The sequence below is a fragment of the Peribacillus saganii genome (assembly GCF_003429095.1).
GTDB classification, from domain to species: Bacteria; Bacillota; Bacilli; order Bacillales; family DSM-1321; genus Peribacillus; species Peribacillus saganii.
This window is the reverse complement of record NZ_QVTE01000032.1, coordinates 18,934-34,005: the sequence shown is the minus strand read 5'-3', so window position 1 is coordinate 34,005 and position 15,072 is coordinate 18,934. Positions and strand designations below refer to the sequence as shown.

The window sequence follows — 15,072 nt, the reverse complement described above, 5'->3', positions numbered from 1 at the left end:
GAAAGTCTATTTTAAAAATAGGCGAAAAGGAGGGAAAATAATGGCAAAACAAAAAATTCGTATACGTTTGAAAGCATATGATCACAGGATTCTTGATCAATCTGCTGAGAAAATTGTAGAAACTGCAAAGCGTTCTGGTGCGGCTGTATCTGGGCCGATTCCACTGCCGACTGAAAGATCTGTTTATACAATCCTTCGTGCGGTTCATAAATACAAAGATTCTCGTGAACAATTCGAGATGCGTACACACAAGCGTCTAATCGATATTGTGAACCCAACTCCACAAACAGTTGATTCATTAATGCGTTTAGATTTGCCGTCAGGTGTTGACATTGAAATTAAACTGTAATTCATATAAAAACAAAACATTATAGGAGGTGTGACTAATGACCAAAGGAATCTTAGGAAGAAAAATCGGTATGACGCAAGTATTTGCTGAGAACGGTGAACTTATTCCTGTAACTGTTGTAGAAGCTGCTAATAACGTTGTTCTTCAAAAGAAAACTGTTGAAGCAGACGGCTACGAGGCGGTACAGATCGGTTTTGAAGATAAGCGCGAAAAGCTTTCCAACAAACCTGCTAAAGGCCACGTCGCAAAAGCTAATACTGCACCTAAGCGCTTCATTCGCGAATTCCGTGATTTTGACGGGGTTGAAATGGGTCAGGAAGTCAAAGTTGATATTTTCGCTGAAGGCGATGTAGTTGATGTAACAGGAGTATCTAAAGGTAAAGGGTTCCAGGGTGTTATTAAGCGCCACGGACAATCTCGCGGACCAATGGCTCACGGTTCTCGCTACCACCGCCGCCCAGGTTCAATGGGGCCGGTTGCTCCAAACCGTGTATTCAAAAACAAACTATTGCCTGGACGTATGGGTGGAGAACAGATTACTGTTCAAAACTTGACAATCGTTAAGGTTGATGTTGAGCGCAACTTGCTTTTAATCAAAGGAAACGTTCCCGGAGCTAGAAAGGCTCTATTAAAAGTTAAAAGTGCGGTTAAAGTGAAGTAATTATTTAAGGAAGGAGGAGCATTAGAATGCCAAAAGTTACAATGTTCAATCAAGCTGGAACCCAAGTTGGCGATATCGAGCTAAACGATTCCATCTTTGGTATTGAACCAAATAACCATGTATTATTCGAAGCGATCATCATGCAAAGAGCATCACTTCGTCAAGGAAACCACAAAGTTAAAAACCGTTCTGAAGTAGCAGGCGGTGGACGTAAACCATGGCGTCAAAAAGGAACTGGACGTGCCCGTCAAGGTTCTATCCGTTCACCACAATGGCGCGGCGGTGGTACTGTCTTCGGACCAACTCCACGCTCTTACAGCTATAAAATGCCTAAGAAAATGCGTCGTCTAGCTATCAAATCAGCATTATCCGCTAAAGCATTGGAACAAGAAATCATTGTTCTTGAAAACCTTGCTTTTGAAGCTCCGAAAACAAAAGAATTTACAGCTGTCCTTAAAGGGCTTTCTGTAGACACTAAAGCTTTGATCGTAACTGACGGTTTAGATGAAAAGATTGCTCTTTCTGCACGTAACATCCCAGGTGTTACAGTTGTAGAAGCTGCTGGTCTTAATGTTCTTGATGTTGTATCACACAACAAATTGATCATGACTAAGTCAGCTGTTGAAAAAGTAGAGGAGGTGCTTGCATAATGGATGCTCGCGATATCATTAAGCGCCCCGTAATTACTGAACACTCTTCAGAGTTAATGGCTGAAAAAAAATACACTTTTGAAGTTGATGTAAGAGCTAATAAAACTCAAGTTAAAGATGCTGTACAAGAAATCTTTGGCGTGCAAGTTGACAAAGTTAACATCATGAACTACAAAGGTAAATTCAAGCGCATGGGTAAACATGCAGGTTACACAAACAAGCGCCGCAAGGCAATTGTTAAATTAACTGCTGACAGCAAAGAAATCGAACTTTTTGAAGCTTAATTCATAAAAGAAGGAGGGAAATACAATGGCGATTAAAAAGTATAAACCTACCTCTAACGGTCGACGCGGGATGACAGTTTCTGATTTTGCTGAAATCACTACAAGCACTCCAGAAAAGTCACTTCTTGCTCCTTTAAAGAGAAAAGGCGGCCGTAACAATCAAGGTAAGTTAACTGTTCGTCATCAAGGTGGCGGCCATAAGCGTCAATACCGTATTATCGACTTTAAGCGCGATAAAGATGGTATACCTGGACGCGTTGCTACTATTGAATACGATCCAAACCGTTCTGCAAACATTGCATTAATTAATTACGTTGATGGAGAAAAGCGTTACATCCTAGCTCCTAAAAACCTAGAAGTAGGTCTGGAGATCATGTCAGGCCCTGAGGCTGATATTAAAGTGGGTAATGCACTACCTTTATCAAACATTCCGGTAGGTACTGTGGTACACAATATCGAACTTAAACCAGGAAAAGGCGGACAATTGGTTCGTTCTGCAGGTACTTCTGCTCAAGTTCTTGGTAAAGAAGGCCGTTATGTTCTTGTGCGTTTAAATTCTGGAGAAGTTCGCATGATTCTTGCTACTTGCCGCGCTACTGTTGGTCAAGTTGGTAATGAGCAGCACGAATTGATCAACATTGGTAAAGCAGGCCGCTCTCGCTGGTTAGGCAAGCGCCCAACTGTCCGCGGATCTGTAATGAACCCTAACGATCACCCGCACGGTGGTGGTGAAGGACGTTCACCAATCGGACGTAAATCACCAATGTCTCCATGGGGCAAACCAACTCTTGGTGCTAAAACTCGTAAGAAGAAAAATAAATCCGACAAGTTTATCGTACGTCGTCGTAAAAAATAACGGGGTTGAACTACGGTTCATTAACAGAACCGTAGAACAATCACGAAGGGAGGCACTTACATGGGACGCAGTTTGAAAAAAGGACCTTTCGTTGATGAGCATTTAATGGTCAAGGTTGAAAAATTGAATGAAGCAGACAAGAAGCAAGTTGTTAAGACTTGGTCTCGCCGTTCAACAATCTTCCCGCAATTCATCGGTCATACAATCGCTGTCTATGATGGTCGTAAACACGTACCGGTATATGTAACAGAAGACATGGTAGGTCACAAACTGGGCGAATTCGCGCCTACACGTACTTACAAAGGTCACGCAAGTGACGATAAGAAAACAAGACGTTAATGAGAGGAGGGCAACTCATGCAAGCAAAAGCTATTGCTAGAACAGTCCGTATTGCTCCTCGTAAAGTCCGTTTAGTAGCTGATTTAATCCGAGGCAAGCAAGTAGGCGAAGCTGTGGCAATTCTTCGTTTTACTCCAAAAGCTGCTTCTCCAGTCGTAGAAAAGGTGTTAAAATCTGCTGTTGCTAACGCAGAACACAACTACGACATGGATGTTAATAACTTGGTTATTACAGAAGCTTATGTAAATGAAGGGCCAACATTGAAACGTTTCCGTCCACGCGCAATGGGACGTGCAAGCGCAATTAATAAACGTACTAGTCATATTACTATCGTAGTATCAGAAAAGAAGGAGGGATAATCTGTGGGTCAAAAGGTAAATCCGGTCGGTATGCGTATTGGAATCATTCGTGATTGGGAATCCAAATGGTACGCAGGCAAAGACTATGCAGATCTTTTACATGAAGACATTAAAGTTCGTGAATACATCACGAAACGTTTAAGCGATGCTTCTGTATCTAAGGTTGAAATCGAACGTGCTGCAAACCGTGTGAACATTTCTGTACACACAGCTAAGCCAGGTATGGTAATTGGTAAAGGCGGTACTGAAGTTGAAGCACTTCGTAAAGCTCTAAATCAATTAACTGGCAAACGAGTACACATCAACATCATTGAAATTAAGAGAGCGGATCTTGATGCGAAATTAGTAGCTGAAAACATCGCTCGCCAGCTTGAAAACCGCGTTTCTTTCCGTCGTGCTCAAAAGCAAGCTATTCAACGCACAATGCGTGCTGGTGCACAAGGTATTAAAACTCAGGTTTCTGGACGTCTTGGCGGTGCTGATATCGCTCGTGCTGAACATTACAGCGAAGGTACTGTTCCACTTCATACACTTCGTGCTGACATCGACTATGCTACTGCTGAAGCGGATACTACTTACGGTAAGCTTGGCGTGAAAGTATGGATCTATCGTGGAGAAGTCCTTCCTACTAAGAAGAAGTCCGAGGAAGGAGGAAAATAATATGTTAATGCCTAAACGCGTTAAATATCGCCGTGAACACCGCGGTAAAATGAGAGGCCGTGCAAAGGGCGGAACTGAAGTTCATTTTGGTGAGTTTGGTCTTCAAGCTCAAGAAGCTTCATGGATTACAAACCGTCAGATCGAAGCAGCTCGTATCGCAATGACTCGTTACATGAAACGTGGCGGTAAAGTTTGGATCAAAATTTTCCCAAGCAAGCCGTTCACTGCCAAGCCTCTAGAAGTTCGGATGGGTTCCGGTAAAGGTGCTCCTGAAGGATGGGTAGCGGTTGTAAAACCTGGCAAAGTTATGTTTGAAATCTCCGGTGTCTCTGAAGAGGTAGCACGTGAAGCGTTGCGCCTTGCAGCACACAAACTTCCAATTAAATGCAAGTTTGTAAAACGAGAAGAAATTGGTGGTGAATCAAATGAAGGCTAATGAAATCAAAGAACTTACCACTGCCGAAATTGAACAAAAAGTTAAATCTCTTAAAGAAGAACTATTTAATCTTCGTTTCCAGCTAGCTACTGGACAACTTGAAAATACTGCACGTATCCGTGAAGTGCGCAAATCGATCGCACGTATGAAGACTGTTGTACGTGAAAGAGAGATCGCTGTTAACAATCGATAAATGAGGGGAGGTTTGCGTAAATGAGCGAACGCAACCAACGCAAGGTTTATACTGGCCGTGTTGTATCCGACAAAATGGATAAAACAATCACAGTTATGGTTGAAACCTATAAAAAACACACTCTATACGGTAAACGCGTTAAATATTCTAAGAAATTTAAGGCGCATGACGAGCAGAATGAAGCGAAGCTTGGCGATACAGTAAGAATCATGGAAACTCGCCCACTTTCAGCTACTAAACGCTTCCGTCTAGTTGAAGTTGTAGAAAAAGCAGTAATCATTTAATATAGGTTTTCGGATTATGTTAATTCCGAAGGGAGGTTTCGTACATGATTCAACAAGAAACACGTTTAAAAGTCGCTGACAATTCTGGTGCACGCGAAGTACTAACAATTAAAGTTCTTGGTGGTTCTGGCCGCAAAACTGCTAACATCGGTGATATCATCGTATGTACAGTAAAACAAGCAACGCCAGGAGGCGTTGTTAAAAAAGGTGACGTTGTTAAAGCGGTTGTTGTACGTACTAAGTTCGGTGTTCGTCGTAATGATGGTTCATACATCAAGTTTGACGAAAATGCTTGTGTTATCATCCGTGATGACAAGAGCCCGCGCGGTACCCGTATCTTCGGACCTGTTGCCCGTGAACTTCGTGACAACAGCTTCATGAAGATCGTTTCTCTAGCTCCAGAAGTTTTATAATGATAAATTCTTTAATGCCCTTTCAAGGAGGTGCGAAGCTAATGCATGTTAAAAAAGGTGACAAAGTCGTAGTCATCTCTGGTAAGGACAAAGGCAAACAAGGTGTCATCCTTGAAGCATATCCGAAGAAAAACCGTGTGCTTGTTGAAGGAGTCAACATCGTGAAGAAGCACTCAAAGCCTTCTCAAGCTAATCCACAAGGTGGAATCAATAGCCAAGAAGCTGCTATTCACGTTTCTAACGTTATGCCTCTTGATCCTAAATCAGGTAATCCAACTCGTGTTGGTTACAAGGTGGTTGACGGCAAGAAAGTACGCGTAGCTATTAAATCAGGTGAATCTTTAGATAAATAAGTTACTGAAGAAGGGAGGTACAATAAAGAATGAACCGCCTAAAGGAAAAATTCCAAAAAGAAATGACTCCTGCTCTAATGAGCAAGTTCAATTATAAATCGGTTATGGAAGTTCCAAAAATCGAGAAAATCGTTATAAACATGGGTGTGGGTGACGCTGTTGCCAACGCAAAATCCCTAGATAATGCAGTGGAAGAACTAACTTTGATCACTGGTCAAAAACCATTGGTTACAAAGGCTAAGAAATCTATCGCAGGTTTCCGTCTACGTGAAGGAATGCCTATCGGTGCGAAAGTAACATTGCGCGGCGAGCGTATGTATGAATTCCTTGATAAATTAGTATCTGTTTCTTTACCACGTGTACGTGACTTCCGCGGTGTCTCCAAGAAATCATTCGACGGACGCGGAAACTACACTTTAGGTGTTAAAGAACAGCTTATCTTCCCTGAGATTGATTATGATAAAGTGAGCAAGGTTCGCGGTATGGACATCGTTATCGTAACGACTGCTAATACTGATGAAGAAGCTCGTGAACTATTAACACAATTTGGAATGCCGTTCCAAAAGTAATCTCTAAATAAAGGGAGGCGAAAACGTGGCTAAAAAATCTATGATCTTGAAGCAAAAGCGCGGAGCAAAGTTTAAAGTACAAGACTATACACGCTGCGAACGTTGCGGTCGTCCACATTCAGTACTACGTAAATTCAAGCTTTGCCGTATTTGCTTCCGTGAACTTGCATATAAAGGACAAATTCCTGGCGTTAAGAAAGCTAGCTGGTAAAACCCGATTTTGGGAAGGAGGTAATATTAAATGGTCATGACAGATCCTATTGCAGATATGCTTACTCGCATCCGTAATGCGAACATGGTTCGTCACGAAAAACTGGAAGTTCCTGCTTCAAAGATTAAGAGAGATATTGCTGAAATCTTAAAGCGTGAAGGCTTCGTGCGTGACGTTGAATTAATCGAAGACAACAAGCAAGGTGTTATCCGTATCTTCTTGAAGTACGGTGTTAATAACGAACGTGTTATCACTGGCCTAAAGCGCATCAGCAAACCTGGTTTGCGTGTTTATGCAAAAACTGGTGAAGTTCCACGCGTTCTTAACGGTTTAGGTATCGCAATCGTTTCTACTTCTCAAGGCGTTATCACTGATAAAGAAGCTCGCGCTAAACAAGTTGGCGGAGAAGTATTAGCATACGTTTGGTAATAAATTTCTTACACGAATGGAGGTGCACTAGATGTCACGCGTAGGTAAAAAACCTATTGAAATCCCTGCTGGCGTTACTATTACTAGCAACAATGGTACTGTAACTGTAAAAGGTCCAAAGGGTGAATTAACAAGAACATTTAATGCGGATATTGCAATCAGCATTGAGGAAAACGTGATTACTGTTTCACGTCCAACTGATTCTAAAGAACACCGCGCATTACACGGAACTACTCGCGCTGTAATCTCTAACATGGTTGAGGGAGTATCTAAAGGCTTCGAAAGATCTTTAGAACTTATCGGTGTTGGTTACCGTGCTACAAAACAAGGTTCAAAGCTTGTACTTAACGTTGGTTACTCTCATCCGGTTGAGATCGAACCTGAGGCTGGCCTTGAGGTTGAAGTTCCATCAAATACAAAAATTATCGTAAGAGGCGCAAACAAAGAACGCGTTGGCGCGCTTGCTGCTAATATCCGTGACGTTCGTCCGCCAGAGCCGTATAAAGGCAAAGGTATCCGTTATGAAGGCGAATTCGTTCGTCGTAAAGAAGGTAAAACAGGTAAGTAATGCTGCCTAGGTAAACGAAAGGAGTGACGTAAATGATTACGAAGGCTAACAAAAATTCTGTTCGTAAGAAAAGACATGCACGTGTACGTGCTAAGCTTTCAGGAACTGAAGCTCGTCCTCGTTTGAATGTGTTCCGTTCTAACCAACACATTTACGCACAGCTGATTGATGATGTAAACGGCGTAACTTTGGCAAGCGCTTCTACTCTTGATAAAGAGCTTGAAGTTGCTGGCAACAACGCTGAAGCAGCACAAAAGGTTGGCGAACTAATCGCAAAACGTGCGGTTGAGAAAGGTTATGCATCTGTGGTATTTGACCGCGGAGGATACCTTTTCCATGGTCGTATTAAAGCATTAGCGGACGCTGCTCGTGAAAACGGCTTAGAATTTTAATAGACAAAGGAGGGACAAAACAGATGCGTCGTATTGATCCTAATAAATTAGAACTTGAAGAGCGTGTAGTTACGGTTAACCGCGTAGCTAAGGTTGTTAAAGGCGGACGTCGTTTCCGTTTCACTGCACTTGTAGTTGTAGGGGACAAAAACGGTCATGTTGGATTTGGTACAGGTAAAGCTCAAGAAGTACCAGATGCAATCCGTAAAGCAATCGAAGATGCAAAGAAAAACCTGGTCACTGTACCAATGGTAGGAACTACAATTCCTCACCTAGTGAACGGCCGCTTTGGTGCGGGACACATCCTTTTGAAGCCTGCTTCTGAAGGTACTGGAGTAATCGCTGGAGGGCCGGTTCGTGCGGTTCTTGAGTTAGGCGGAATTAGTGATATTCTTTCTAAATCTCTGGGTTCCAACACACCAATCAACATGGTTCGTGCTACATTGGACGGATTAAAGCAATTAAAACGCGCTGAGGACGTAGCTAAGCTGCGTGGAAAATCAGTAGAAGAACTGTTAGGATAAGGAGGGAAATCAAATGGCTAATAAATTAGAAATTACCCTCACTCGCAGCTTGATTGGTCGCCCTGAAGATCAACGCGTTACAGTTAACACTCTGGGATTACGCAAAATGCATCAGACAGTTGTTCATGATGATAACCCTGCGATTCGCGGTATGATTAACAAAGTTGCTCATCTTGTTACTGTAAAGGAACAATAAAATAAATTCTCTCTAACAAGGAGGTGCCAACATGAAACTTCATGAACTACAACCTACAGAAGGTTCTCGTCAAGAACGCAAACGTAAAGGTCGCGGTATCGGTTCTGGTAACGGTAAAACAGCAGGTAAAGGACATAAAGGTCAAAACGCTCGCTCAGGCGGCGGAGTACGCCTTGGTTTTGAAGGTGGTCAAACACCACTTTTCAGACGTCTTCCTAAGCGCGGTTTCACTAACATTAACCGTAAGGACTACGCTATCGTTAACCTTGATACTCTAAATCGTTTCGAGGATGGAACTGAAGTAACACCTGCTCTTCTAGTTGAATCAGGTATTGTAAGCAATGAAAAAGCTGGAATCAAAATTCTAGCTAAAGGCAATGTCGAGAAAAAGCTTACTGTTAAAGCTCATAAATTCTCCTCTACTGCAAAAGAAGCGATCGAAGCTGCTGGCGGTAAAACTGAGGTGATTTAATGTTTCGCACGGTCTCCAATTTTATGCGCGTGGGTGAAATCAGAAATAAGATCATTTTTACTCTTTTAATGTTGATCGTATATCGCATCGGTACATTTATTCCTGTACCGAATGTGAATGCCGAACTGTTAAAAGCACAAGATGAACTGAATGTTTTCGGAATCTTAAACACCTTCGGCGGTGGAGCGCTTTATAACTTCTCTATTCTAGCGATGGGGATCATGCCTTACATTACGGCCTCCATCATTGTGCAGCTCCTGCAAATGGACGTAGTTCCAAAATTTGCAGAATGGGCAAAGCAGGGTGATGTTGGACGCCGTAAGTTAGCTCAGTTTACCCGCTACGGTACGATTGTGCTTGGTTTCATCCAGGCCTTTGGTATGTCTTACGGATTCAATAACATGGCTGGAGGACAGCTGATACAAAACCCGGGTGTTGGGACTTACTTGCTAATTGCGGTAGTTTTAACAGCAGGTACTGCTTTCTTAATGTGGTTGGGAGAACTTATTACTTCTAAGGGAGTAGGAAATGGTATCTCAATCATAATCTTTGCGGGGATCGTAGCTGGTATTCCATCAACGGTAAACCAGATTTACGCTCAGCAATTTGAAAATGCAGGAGAGCAGCTATTTATTCGAATAATAACTGTTCTATTAATTCTTCTTGCTGTAATTGCAATCGTTGTTGGTGTTGTATTTATCCAGCAAGCACTTCGAAAGATTCCGATTCAATACGCAAAACGTGCTGCTGGACGCAGTCCGGCAGGCGGACAGTCGACACACCTTCCATTAAAGGTGAATGCGGCTGGCGTTATTCCTGTTATCTTTGCAATGGCGTTTATCATTACACCAACGACGATTGCTTCGTTCTTTGGTTCTAATGATGTTACTCTATGGATTCAAAAGACATTTGATTACACTAAGCCAATTGGTATGATAATCTATGTTGCTCTCATCATTGCTTTCTCTTATTTCTATGCTTTCATTCAGGTTAACCCTGAACAAATGGCTGATAATCTGAAAAAGCAGGGTGGGTATGTTCCAGGGATCCGTCCAGGCCAAAGTACACAGGACTACTTAACGCGTGTATTGTATCGTTTAACATTTGTAGGCTCCCTATTCCTGGCGGCCATTTCTGTTTTACCGGTCTTTTTCATTTCGTTTGCTAATTTGCCGCAGTCGGCTCAAATCGGCGGAACTTCCCTACTGATCGTAGTTGGGGTTGCGCTTGATACAATGAAGCAGCTTGAAGCTCAATTAGTAAAACGTCACTATAAAGGCTTTATAAAATAATGTGTTTTTTGGGAACCACGAGTTCCCTTAAACCCATTATGGAGTTTGAGGGGGATTAGTGTGAATCTGGTATTAATGGGGCTTCCCGGTGCTGGAAAAGGCACTCAAGCCGAAAGAATCGTAGAAAATTATGACATCCCTCATATCTCTACTGGAGATATGTTCCGAGCTGCTATTAAAGATGGAACGGAACTTGGTTTACAGGCGAAATCATTTATGGATAAAGGCGAACTTGTGCCTGATGAAGTCACAATCGGAATTGTTCGTGAAAGATTAAGCAAATCGGACTGTGAGAAAGGCTTTCTGCTTGATGGCTTTCCGCGCACTGTCGCTCAAGCTGAAGCACTTGAGAGCATCCTTGCAGACTTGCAGCGCCGCATTGACTTTGTTATCAACATTGATGTAGATAAAAGTATTCTGATGGAAAGATTAACAGGCCGCCGCATTTGCAAGAACTGTGGTGCTACCTATCATCTTGCATTTAATCCGCCAGCAAAAGACGGAGTATGTGACCGCTGTGGCGGAGAGCTTTATCAACGGGCTGATGATAATGAAGAAACGGTTCAAAACCGTTTAGATGTAAATTTGGCGCAAACAGAGCCGCTTCTTAACTTTTATAAAGAAAAAGGCTATGTTCGCAACATTAATGGTCAAAAGCACATGGAAGAAGTGTTTTCAGATATCCAAGAACTGGTTGGAGGATTGCGTTAATGATCATCTGTAAGACTCCGCGCGAGATTGAAATCATGAGAGAAGCAGGGAGGATTGTTGCTTTAACTCATCAAGAGATAAAGAAACACGTTGTTCCTGGTATCACAACGAAAGAACTGGATGCAATTGCTGAAAGCTTTATTCGTAAACATGATGCATTCCCTTCATTTAAAGGGTATAATGGATTTCGCGGCAGCATTTGCGCATCTGTTAACAATGAGCTTGTCCATGGCATTCCGGGTAGCCGGGTTCTTAATGAAGGCGATATAATCAGCATTGATATTGGTGCGAAGTATAACGGTTATCACGGAGACTCAGCTTGGACGTACCCGGTCGGCAACATTGATGAAGAAACCATGAGGCTCTTGGAAGTAACAGAAGAGTCATTATATAGAGGGCTGAAGGAAGCCTTGCCAGGCGTGCGTCTTTCAAATATCTCCCATGCAATTCAAACCTATGTCGAAGCCCGCGATTTCTCAATCGTTCGTGAGTATGTAGGCCACGGAATTGGTCAAGACTTACATGAGGACCCTCAAATTCCTCACTATGGTCCACCCGATAAGGGCCCTCGCTTAAAACCGGGAATGGTTCTTGCTGTTGAACCTATGGTTAACGCAGGAAGCCGGTATGTGAAAACCTTGGAGGATAACTGGACTGTTGTAACCGTTGACGGAAAAAAGTGCGCCCACTTTGAACATACTATCGCAATCACTGAATCTGGGTTTGAGATCCTTACCAAACCGTAAGTTAGGTGATAGGATTGAAAGATGAAAAAACTAGTTTACGCATAGGGCAATTTGTTCTCATTACCCAAGGTCGAGATACTGGGAATTATGCAGTTGTCATCAGGTTGCTCGATGAAAGGTTTGTTTTGATCGCTGATGGCATGAAACACCGGTTTCATGATCCAAAGAGGAAAAACATCCACCACTTGCGTTTCCTTGATTGTATATCTACAGAAGTTCGTAACAGTATCGTAGAATCAGGTTATGTCACTAATGGGAAGCTTCGTTTTGCGGTTTCGAAATTTGTGAATGAACATGTTGCAAAAGAGAAGGGAGAATAAGAAGATGGCGAAAGACGATGTAATTGAAGTAGAAGGGAAAGTTCAAGAGACTTTGCCTAATGCAATGTTTAAGGTAGAATTAGAAAATGGTCATACTGTATTAGCTCACGTATCCGGGAAAATTCGTATGCACTTCATTCGCATTTTGCCTGGGGATAGAGTAACTGTTGAGCTTTCACCTTATGATCTAACTCGCGGAAGAATCACTTACCGATTTAAATAAAGTAAGCTCCGATTTGTATAAGGAGGTTAGATAGCAATGAAAGTCAGACCATCAGTTAAGCCAATCTGCGAAAAGTGCAAAGTAATCCGCAGAAGAGGCAAAGTAATGGTTATTTGCGAAAACCCTAAGCATAAACAAAAACAAGGTTAATATTGAAGGAGGTGCACTCACATGGCACGTATTGCTGGTGTTGATATTCCACGTGACAAGCGTATTGTCATTTCATTAACATATATTTATGGTATTGGTAAGCAAACTGCGATTAAAGTTCTTTCAGAAGCTGGTGTTTCTGAAGATACTCGTGTACGTGATCTTACTGAAGACGAATTGAACAAGATTCGTGATATCGTCGATAAGCTAAAGGTAGAAGGTGACCTTCGCCGTGAAATTTCCCTAAACATCAAACGTCTTATGGAAATTGGTTCTTATCGTGGATTGCGTCATCGTCGCGGACTTCCTGTTCGTGGTCAAAACACAAAAAACAATGCTCGTACGCGTAAAGGACCTCGCCGTACAGTAGCTAATAAGAAAAAATAATCAGTAAAGGAGGGTACTTTTCATGGCACGTAAAACTAATACACGTAAGCGTCGTGTGAAAAAGAATATTGAAACTGGTATTGCACACATTCGTTCAACCTTCAACAACACAATTGTTACGATTACAGATGCACATGGTAATGCTGTTTCTTGGTCAAGTGCTGGAGCTCTAGGCTTTAAAGGATCTCGTAAATCCACTCCATTCGCTGCACAAATGGCTGCTGAAACTGCTGCTAAAACTTCTATGGAGCATGGCATGAAAACTCTTGAGGTAACTGTAAAAGGACCTGGAGCTGGTCGTGAGGCTGCTATCCGTGCACTACAGGCGGCTGGTCTTGAAGTTACAGCTATCAGAGACGTTACTCCAGTTCCACATAACGGATGCCGTCCACCAAAACGTCGCCGTGTTTAATTTTTCTGTATAAATTTTGTATTGTTGTCTATAATGGGATATAATACAAATTTTGCGTTCTTACAGAATTATTAAATCAGTTGTTGCGCATATTCGGGAACGTATATATGGGGAATTTCGGTTAGATGCGAGCTTTGTATCTGCTAACCGAGGTTTCGACGTTTTGAAGGAGGGTTTATTGGATGATTGAAATAGAAAAACCAAAAATCGAAACGGTTGAAATCAACGATGATGCCAAGTATGGCAAGTTCGTCGTCGAGCCACTTGAGCGTGGGTATGGTACAACTCTGGGTAACTCCTTACGTCGTATTCTATTATCCTCACTCCCAGGCGCTGCAGTCACAGCTATTCAAATAGATGGTGTTCTGCATGAGTTCTCAACAATTGAAGGCGTTGTAGAAGATGTTACTTCTATCATTCTGAATGTGAAGAAACTAGCTCTGAAGATTTACTCCGATGAAGAAAAAACGCTTGAAATTGATGTGCAGGGTGAAGGTGTAGTTACAGCAGCTGACATTACGCATGATAGTGACGTGGAAATTCTTAATCCGGATCTACACATTGCTACACTTGGCAGAAATGGTCAAATGCGTATGAGATTAACAGCCCGCCGTGGTCGCGGATATACACGTGCTGATAATAACAAACGTGACGATCAGCCAATCGGTGTAATTCCTATCGACTCCATTTACACTCCTGTATCACGTGTAACCTACCAGGTTGAAAATACTCGTGTAGGTCAAATGACAAATTATGATAAGCTAACACTTGATGTATGGACTGATGGCAGCAATGGTCCACAGGAAGCTGTTGCGCTTGGTGCCAAGATTTTAACAGAGCATTTGAATATTTTTGTCGGCTTGACTGATGAAGCTCAAAATGCTGAAATCATGGTTGAAAAAGAAGAAGACCAAAAGGAAAAAGTTCTAGAAATGACAATTGAAGAACTGGATCTTTCTGTTCGTTCTTATAACTGCTTAAAGCGTGCTGGAATCAATACCGTTCAAGAGCTTGCTCACAAAACGGAAGAAGATATGATGAAGGTACGTAACCTGGGACGCAAATCCCTAGAAGAAGTAAAAGCAAAATTAGAAGAATTAGGCTTAGGTCTTAGAAAAGACGACTAATGACTAGTTAGCTCTGCTTACTAGCCATTTTGCTGTGAGCCTGATAACAGATTATCTTGATCAACAAAGGAGGGAATCTCTCAATGGGTTACAGAAAGTTAGGACGCACTAGCTCACAACGTAAGGCTTTGTTACGTGATTTGACAACTGACCTTATCATCCATGAGCGTATTGAAACTACTGAAGCACGTGCAAAAGAATTACGTTCTGTTGTAGAAAAAATGATCACTCTTGGTAAGCGTGGTGATTTGCATGCACGCCGTCAAGCAGCAGCTTACGTACGTAATGAAGTAGCTGACGCTGAAAAAGGCCAAGATGCAGTTCAAAAATTATTCAGCGATATCGCTCCACGTTATGAAGAACGCCAAGGCGGATACACTCGTATTATGAAAATGGGTCCACGCCGCGGAGACGGTGCACCAATCGTAGTTATCGAGTTAGTTTAATAACAAACGTGAAATGGGGCGGGACAGTTGAATACTAACTTGTCTTTGCCCTTTTTTGCT

General features: G+C 42.3%; 31 protein-coding genes. All 31 read left to right on the top strand.

From position 1 onward, the window contains the following. The first annotated feature begins 40 nt into the window (after positions 1–40). The 31 genes from rpsJ (at position 41) to rplQ (ending at position 15,012) form a co-directional block, all read left to right on the top strand. The gene (gene rpsJ, locus D0469_RS11765) at positions 41–349 is read left to right on the top strand and encodes a 30S ribosomal protein S10 (RefSeq protein WP_019244375.1); all 309 of its coding nucleotides are present in this window, start codon (positions 41–43) and stop codon (positions 347–349) included. A gap of 37 nt (positions 350–386) precedes the next feature. Beyond that, positions 387–1,010, top strand: a complete 624-nt coding sequence (rplC, locus tag D0469_RS11760) for a 50S ribosomal protein L3 (RefSeq protein WP_117326935.1) — start codon at positions 387–389, stop codon at positions 1,008–1,010. A 26-nt stretch (positions 1,011–1,036) separates the two neighbouring features. Further along, positions 1,037–1,660, top strand: a complete 624-nt coding sequence (gene rplD / locus D0469_RS11755; RefSeq protein WP_117326934.1) for a 50S ribosomal protein L4 — start codon at positions 1,037–1,039, stop codon at positions 1,658–1,660. Further along, positions 1,660–1,944: a 50S ribosomal protein L23 gene (gene rplW, locus D0469_RS11750; protein WP_117326933.1), complete on the top strand. Its 285-nt coding sequence runs from the start codon at positions 1,660–1,662 to the stop codon at positions 1,942–1,944. Before rplD ends, rplW begins: the two co-directional genes overlap by 1 nt. Positions 1,945–1,969: 25 nt before the next feature. Then, positions 1,970–2,800, top strand: a complete 831-nt coding sequence (gene rplB / locus D0469_RS11745) for a 50S ribosomal protein L2 (protein WP_117326932.1) — start codon at positions 1,970–1,972, stop codon at positions 2,798–2,800. Between the two features lie 60 nt (positions 2,801–2,860). Beyond that, a complete protein-coding gene (gene rpsS / locus D0469_RS11740; RefSeq protein WP_101631943.1) occupies positions 2,861–3,139 on the top strand; it encodes a 30S ribosomal protein S19 in 279 nt (92 codons plus the stop codon). A 17-nt stretch (positions 3,140–3,156) separates the two neighbouring features. Beyond that, positions 3,157–3,498, top strand: coding sequence for a 50S ribosomal protein L22 (gene rplV, locus D0469_RS11735; protein ID WP_101596681.1), 342 nt, complete (start codon positions 3,157–3,159; stop codon positions 3,496–3,498). A 3-nt stretch (positions 3,499–3,501) separates the two neighbouring features. After that, positions 3,502–4,158: a 30S ribosomal protein S3 gene (gene rpsC / locus D0469_RS11730; RefSeq protein WP_117326931.1), complete on the top strand. Its 657-nt coding sequence runs from the start codon at positions 3,502–3,504 to the stop codon at positions 4,156–4,158. A 1-nt stretch (position 4,159) separates the two neighbouring features. Further along, positions 4,160–4,594 (top strand): 50S ribosomal protein L16, encoded by a 435-nt coding sequence (gene rplP, locus D0469_RS11725; protein ID WP_101596687.1) that lies wholly within the window; start codon positions 4,160–4,162, stop codon positions 4,592–4,594. Further along, positions 4,584–4,787, top strand: a complete 204-nt coding sequence (gene rpmC / locus D0469_RS11720; RefSeq protein WP_101596690.1) for a 50S ribosomal protein L29 — start codon at positions 4,584–4,586, stop codon at positions 4,785–4,787. Before rplP ends, rpmC begins: the two co-directional genes overlap by 11 nt. Positions 4,788–4,807: 20 nt before the next feature. Continuing rightward, the gene (gene rpsQ, locus D0469_RS11715; RefSeq protein WP_117326930.1) at positions 4,808–5,071 is read left to right on the top strand and encodes a 30S ribosomal protein S17; all 264 of its coding nucleotides are present in this window, start codon (positions 4,808–4,810) and stop codon (positions 5,069–5,071) included. Between the two features lie 44 nt (positions 5,072–5,115). Beyond that, a complete protein-coding gene (gene rplN, locus D0469_RS11710; protein ID WP_101596694.1) occupies positions 5,116–5,484 on the top strand; it encodes a 50S ribosomal protein L14 in 369 nt (122 codons plus the stop codon). A gap of 41 nt (positions 5,485–5,525) precedes the next feature. Further along, complete coding sequence (gene rplX, locus D0469_RS11705) at positions 5,526–5,837, top strand: 50S ribosomal protein L24 (RefSeq protein ID WP_101596697.1); 312 nt, start codon at positions 5,526–5,528, stop codon at positions 5,835–5,837. Positions 5,838–5,866: 29 nt separating this feature from the next. Then, positions 5,867–6,406, top strand: coding sequence for a 50S ribosomal protein L5 (rplE, locus tag D0469_RS11700; protein WP_117326929.1), 540 nt, complete (start codon positions 5,867–5,869; stop codon positions 6,404–6,406). Between the two features lie 25 nt (positions 6,407–6,431). Next, on the top strand, positions 6,432–6,617 hold the full coding sequence (locus tag D0469_RS11695; protein WP_101596703.1) for a type Z 30S ribosomal protein S14: 186 nt from the start codon (positions 6,432–6,434) through the stop codon (positions 6,615–6,617). A 30-nt stretch (positions 6,618–6,647) separates the two neighbouring features. Continuing rightward, positions 6,648–7,046, top strand: coding sequence for a 30S ribosomal protein S8 (gene rpsH, locus D0469_RS11690; protein WP_101596705.1), 399 nt, complete (start codon positions 6,648–6,650; stop codon positions 7,044–7,046). Positions 7,047–7,077: 31 nt separating this feature from the next. After that, positions 7,078–7,614 carry a 50S ribosomal protein L6 gene (gene rplF, locus D0469_RS11685; RefSeq protein WP_117326928.1) on the top strand — a complete coding sequence of 179 codons (537 nt, stop codon included), beginning with the start codon at positions 7,078–7,080 and terminating at the stop codon, positions 7,612–7,614. 32 nt (positions 7,615–7,646) lie between these two features. Further along, positions 7,647–8,006 carry a 50S ribosomal protein L18 gene (gene rplR / locus D0469_RS11680; protein ID WP_117326927.1) on the top strand — a complete coding sequence of 120 codons (360 nt, stop codon included), beginning with the start codon at positions 7,647–7,649 and terminating at the stop codon, positions 8,004–8,006. 23 nt (positions 8,007–8,029) lie between these two features. Then, positions 8,030–8,530: a 30S ribosomal protein S5 gene (rpsE, locus tag D0469_RS11675; protein WP_101596713.1), complete on the top strand. Its 501-nt coding sequence runs from the start codon at positions 8,030–8,032 to the stop codon at positions 8,528–8,530. Positions 8,531–8,543: 13 nt separating this feature from the next. Continuing rightward, entirely contained in the window at positions 8,544–8,726 is a 183-nt protein-coding gene (gene rpmD, locus D0469_RS11670; protein ID WP_101596716.1) for a 50S ribosomal protein L30, read from the top strand. A gap of 31 nt (positions 8,727–8,757) precedes the next feature. Further along, positions 8,758–9,198 (top strand): 50S ribosomal protein L15, encoded by a 441-nt coding sequence (gene rplO, locus D0469_RS11665; protein ID WP_117326926.1) that lies wholly within the window; start codon positions 8,758–8,760, stop codon positions 9,196–9,198. After that, complete coding sequence (gene secY, locus D0469_RS11660) at positions 9,198–10,490, top strand: preprotein translocase subunit SecY (protein ID WP_117326925.1); 1,293 nt, start codon at positions 9,198–9,200, stop codon at positions 10,488–10,490. Before rplO ends, secY begins: the two co-directional genes overlap by 1 nt. A gap of 60 nt (positions 10,491–10,550) precedes the next feature. Beyond that, a complete protein-coding gene (locus D0469_RS11655; RefSeq protein ID WP_117326924.1) occupies positions 10,551–11,201 on the top strand; it encodes an adenylate kinase in 651 nt (216 codons plus the stop codon). Continuing rightward, positions 11,201–11,947 (top strand): type I methionyl aminopeptidase, encoded by a 747-nt coding sequence (map, locus tag D0469_RS11650; RefSeq protein WP_117326923.1) that lies wholly within the window; start codon positions 11,201–11,203, stop codon positions 11,945–11,947. Before D0469_RS11655 ends, map begins: the two co-directional genes overlap by 1 nt. A gap of 5 nt (positions 11,948–11,952) precedes the next feature. Beyond that, positions 11,953–12,267: an RNA-binding protein gene (locus D0469_RS11645; protein WP_407675740.1), complete on the top strand. Its 315-nt coding sequence runs from the start codon at positions 11,953–11,955 to the stop codon at positions 12,265–12,267. 4 nt (positions 12,268–12,271) lie between these two features. Then, on the top strand, positions 12,272–12,490 hold the full coding sequence (infA, locus tag D0469_RS11640; RefSeq protein ID WP_101596733.1) for a translation initiation factor IF-1: 219 nt from the start codon (positions 12,272–12,274) through the stop codon (positions 12,488–12,490). A gap of 36 nt (positions 12,491–12,526) precedes the next feature. Beyond that, the gene (rpmJ, locus tag D0469_RS11635) at positions 12,527–12,640 is read left to right on the top strand and encodes a 50S ribosomal protein L36 (RefSeq protein ID WP_000868344.1); all 114 of its coding nucleotides are present in this window, start codon (positions 12,527–12,529) and stop codon (positions 12,638–12,640) included. Positions 12,641–12,661: 21 nt separating this feature from the next. Next, a complete protein-coding gene (gene rpsM, locus D0469_RS11630) occupies positions 12,662–13,027 on the top strand; it encodes a 30S ribosomal protein S13 (protein WP_101596737.1) in 366 nt (121 codons plus the stop codon). 22 nt (positions 13,028–13,049) lie between these two features. After that, positions 13,050–13,439: a 30S ribosomal protein S11 gene (gene rpsK, locus D0469_RS11625; protein ID WP_117326921.1), complete on the top strand. Its 390-nt coding sequence runs from the start codon at positions 13,050–13,052 to the stop codon at positions 13,437–13,439. A gap of 182 nt (positions 13,440–13,621) precedes the next feature. Next, positions 13,622–14,566 carry a DNA-directed RNA polymerase subunit alpha gene (locus D0469_RS11620; protein ID WP_101596743.1) on the top strand — a complete coding sequence of 315 codons (945 nt, stop codon included), beginning with the start codon at positions 13,622–13,624 and terminating at the stop codon, positions 14,564–14,566. Positions 14,567–14,649: 83 nt separating this feature from the next. Beyond that, entirely contained in the window at positions 14,650–15,012 is a 363-nt protein-coding gene (gene rplQ / locus D0469_RS11615; RefSeq protein WP_101596746.1) for a 50S ribosomal protein L17, read from the top strand. Positions 15,013–15,072 lie beyond the last annotated feature (60 nt).

What these genes read in the sequence shown, in the direction of transcription:
- map (WP_117326923.1), top strand. Translation starts at nt 11,201, where the DNA reads ATGATCATCTGTAAGACTCCGCGCGAGATTGAAATCATGAGAGAAGCA.
- rpmC (WP_101596690.1), top strand. Translation starts at nt 4,584, where the DNA reads ATGAAGGCTAATGAAATCAAAGAACTTACCACTGCCGAAATTGAACAA.
- secY (WP_117326925.1), top strand. Translation starts at nt 9,198, where the DNA reads ATGTTTCGCACGGTCTCCAATTTTATGCGCGTGGGTGAAATCAGAAAT.
- rplP (WP_101596687.1), top strand. Translation starts at nt 4,160, where the DNA reads ATGTTAATGCCTAAACGCGTTAAATATCGCCGTGAACACCGCGGTAAA.
- rpsK (WP_117326921.1), top strand. Translation starts at nt 13,050, where the DNA reads ATGGCACGTAAAACTAATACACGTAAGCGTCGTGTGAAAAAGAATATT.
- rpsJ (WP_019244375.1), top strand. Translation starts at nt 41, where the DNA reads ATGGCAAAACAAAAAATTCGTATACGTTTGAAAGCATATGATCACAGG.
- rplN (WP_101596694.1), top strand. Translation starts at nt 5,116, where the DNA reads ATGATTCAACAAGAAACACGTTTAAAAGTCGCTGACAATTCTGGTGCA.
- rpsE (WP_101596713.1), top strand. Translation starts at nt 8,030, where the DNA reads ATGCGTCGTATTGATCCTAATAAATTAGAACTTGAAGAGCGTGTAGTT.
- rplB (WP_117326932.1), top strand. Translation starts at nt 1,970, where the DNA reads ATGGCGATTAAAAAGTATAAACCTACCTCTAACGGTCGACGCGGGATG.
- rpsQ (WP_117326930.1), top strand. Translation starts at nt 4,808, where the DNA reads ATGAGCGAACGCAACCAACGCAAGGTTTATACTGGCCGTGTTGTATCC.
- infA (WP_101596733.1), top strand. Translation starts at nt 12,272, where the DNA reads ATGGCGAAAGACGATGTAATTGAAGTAGAAGGGAAAGTTCAAGAGACT.
- rpmD (WP_101596716.1), top strand. Translation starts at nt 8,544, where the DNA reads ATGGCTAATAAATTAGAAATTACCCTCACTCGCAGCTTGATTGGTCGC.
- rplW (WP_117326933.1), top strand. Translation starts at nt 1,660, where the DNA reads ATGGATGCTCGCGATATCATTAAGCGCCCCGTAATTACTGAACACTCT.
- D0469_RS11620 (WP_101596743.1), top strand. Translation starts at nt 13,622, where the DNA reads ATGATTGAAATAGAAAAACCAAAAATCGAAACGGTTGAAATCAACGAT.
- rplV (WP_101596681.1), top strand. Translation starts at nt 3,157, where the DNA reads ATGCAAGCAAAAGCTATTGCTAGAACAGTCCGTATTGCTCCTCGTAAA.
- rplX (WP_101596697.1), top strand. Translation starts at nt 5,526, where the DNA reads ATGCATGTTAAAAAAGGTGACAAAGTCGTAGTCATCTCTGGTAAGGAC.
- rplO (WP_117326926.1), top strand. Translation starts at nt 8,758, where the DNA reads ATGAAACTTCATGAACTACAACCTACAGAAGGTTCTCGTCAAGAACGC.
- rpmJ (WP_000868344.1), top strand. Translation starts at nt 12,527, where the DNA reads ATGAAAGTCAGACCATCAGTTAAGCCAATCTGCGAAAAGTGCAAAGTA.
- rpsH (WP_101596705.1), top strand. Translation starts at nt 6,648, where the DNA reads ATGGTCATGACAGATCCTATTGCAGATATGCTTACTCGCATCCGTAAT.
- rpsM (WP_101596737.1), top strand. Translation starts at nt 12,662, where the DNA reads ATGGCACGTATTGCTGGTGTTGATATTCCACGTGACAAGCGTATTGTC.
- rpsS (WP_101631943.1), top strand. Translation starts at nt 2,861, where the DNA reads ATGGGACGCAGTTTGAAAAAAGGACCTTTCGTTGATGAGCATTTAATG.
- rplR (WP_117326927.1), top strand. Translation starts at nt 7,647, where the DNA reads ATGATTACGAAGGCTAACAAAAATTCTGTTCGTAAGAAAAGACATGCA.
- rplQ (WP_101596746.1), top strand. Translation starts at nt 14,650, where the DNA reads ATGGGTTACAGAAAGTTAGGACGCACTAGCTCACAACGTAAGGCTTTG.
- rplD (WP_117326934.1), top strand. Translation starts at nt 1,037, where the DNA reads ATGCCAAAAGTTACAATGTTCAATCAAGCTGGAACCCAAGTTGGCGAT.
- rplC (WP_117326935.1), top strand. Translation starts at nt 387, where the DNA reads ATGACCAAAGGAATCTTAGGAAGAAAAATCGGTATGACGCAAGTATTT.
- rplF (WP_117326928.1), top strand. Translation starts at nt 7,078, where the DNA reads ATGTCACGCGTAGGTAAAAAACCTATTGAAATCCCTGCTGGCGTTACT.
- rplE (WP_117326929.1), top strand. Translation starts at nt 5,867, where the DNA reads ATGAACCGCCTAAAGGAAAAATTCCAAAAAGAAATGACTCCTGCTCTA.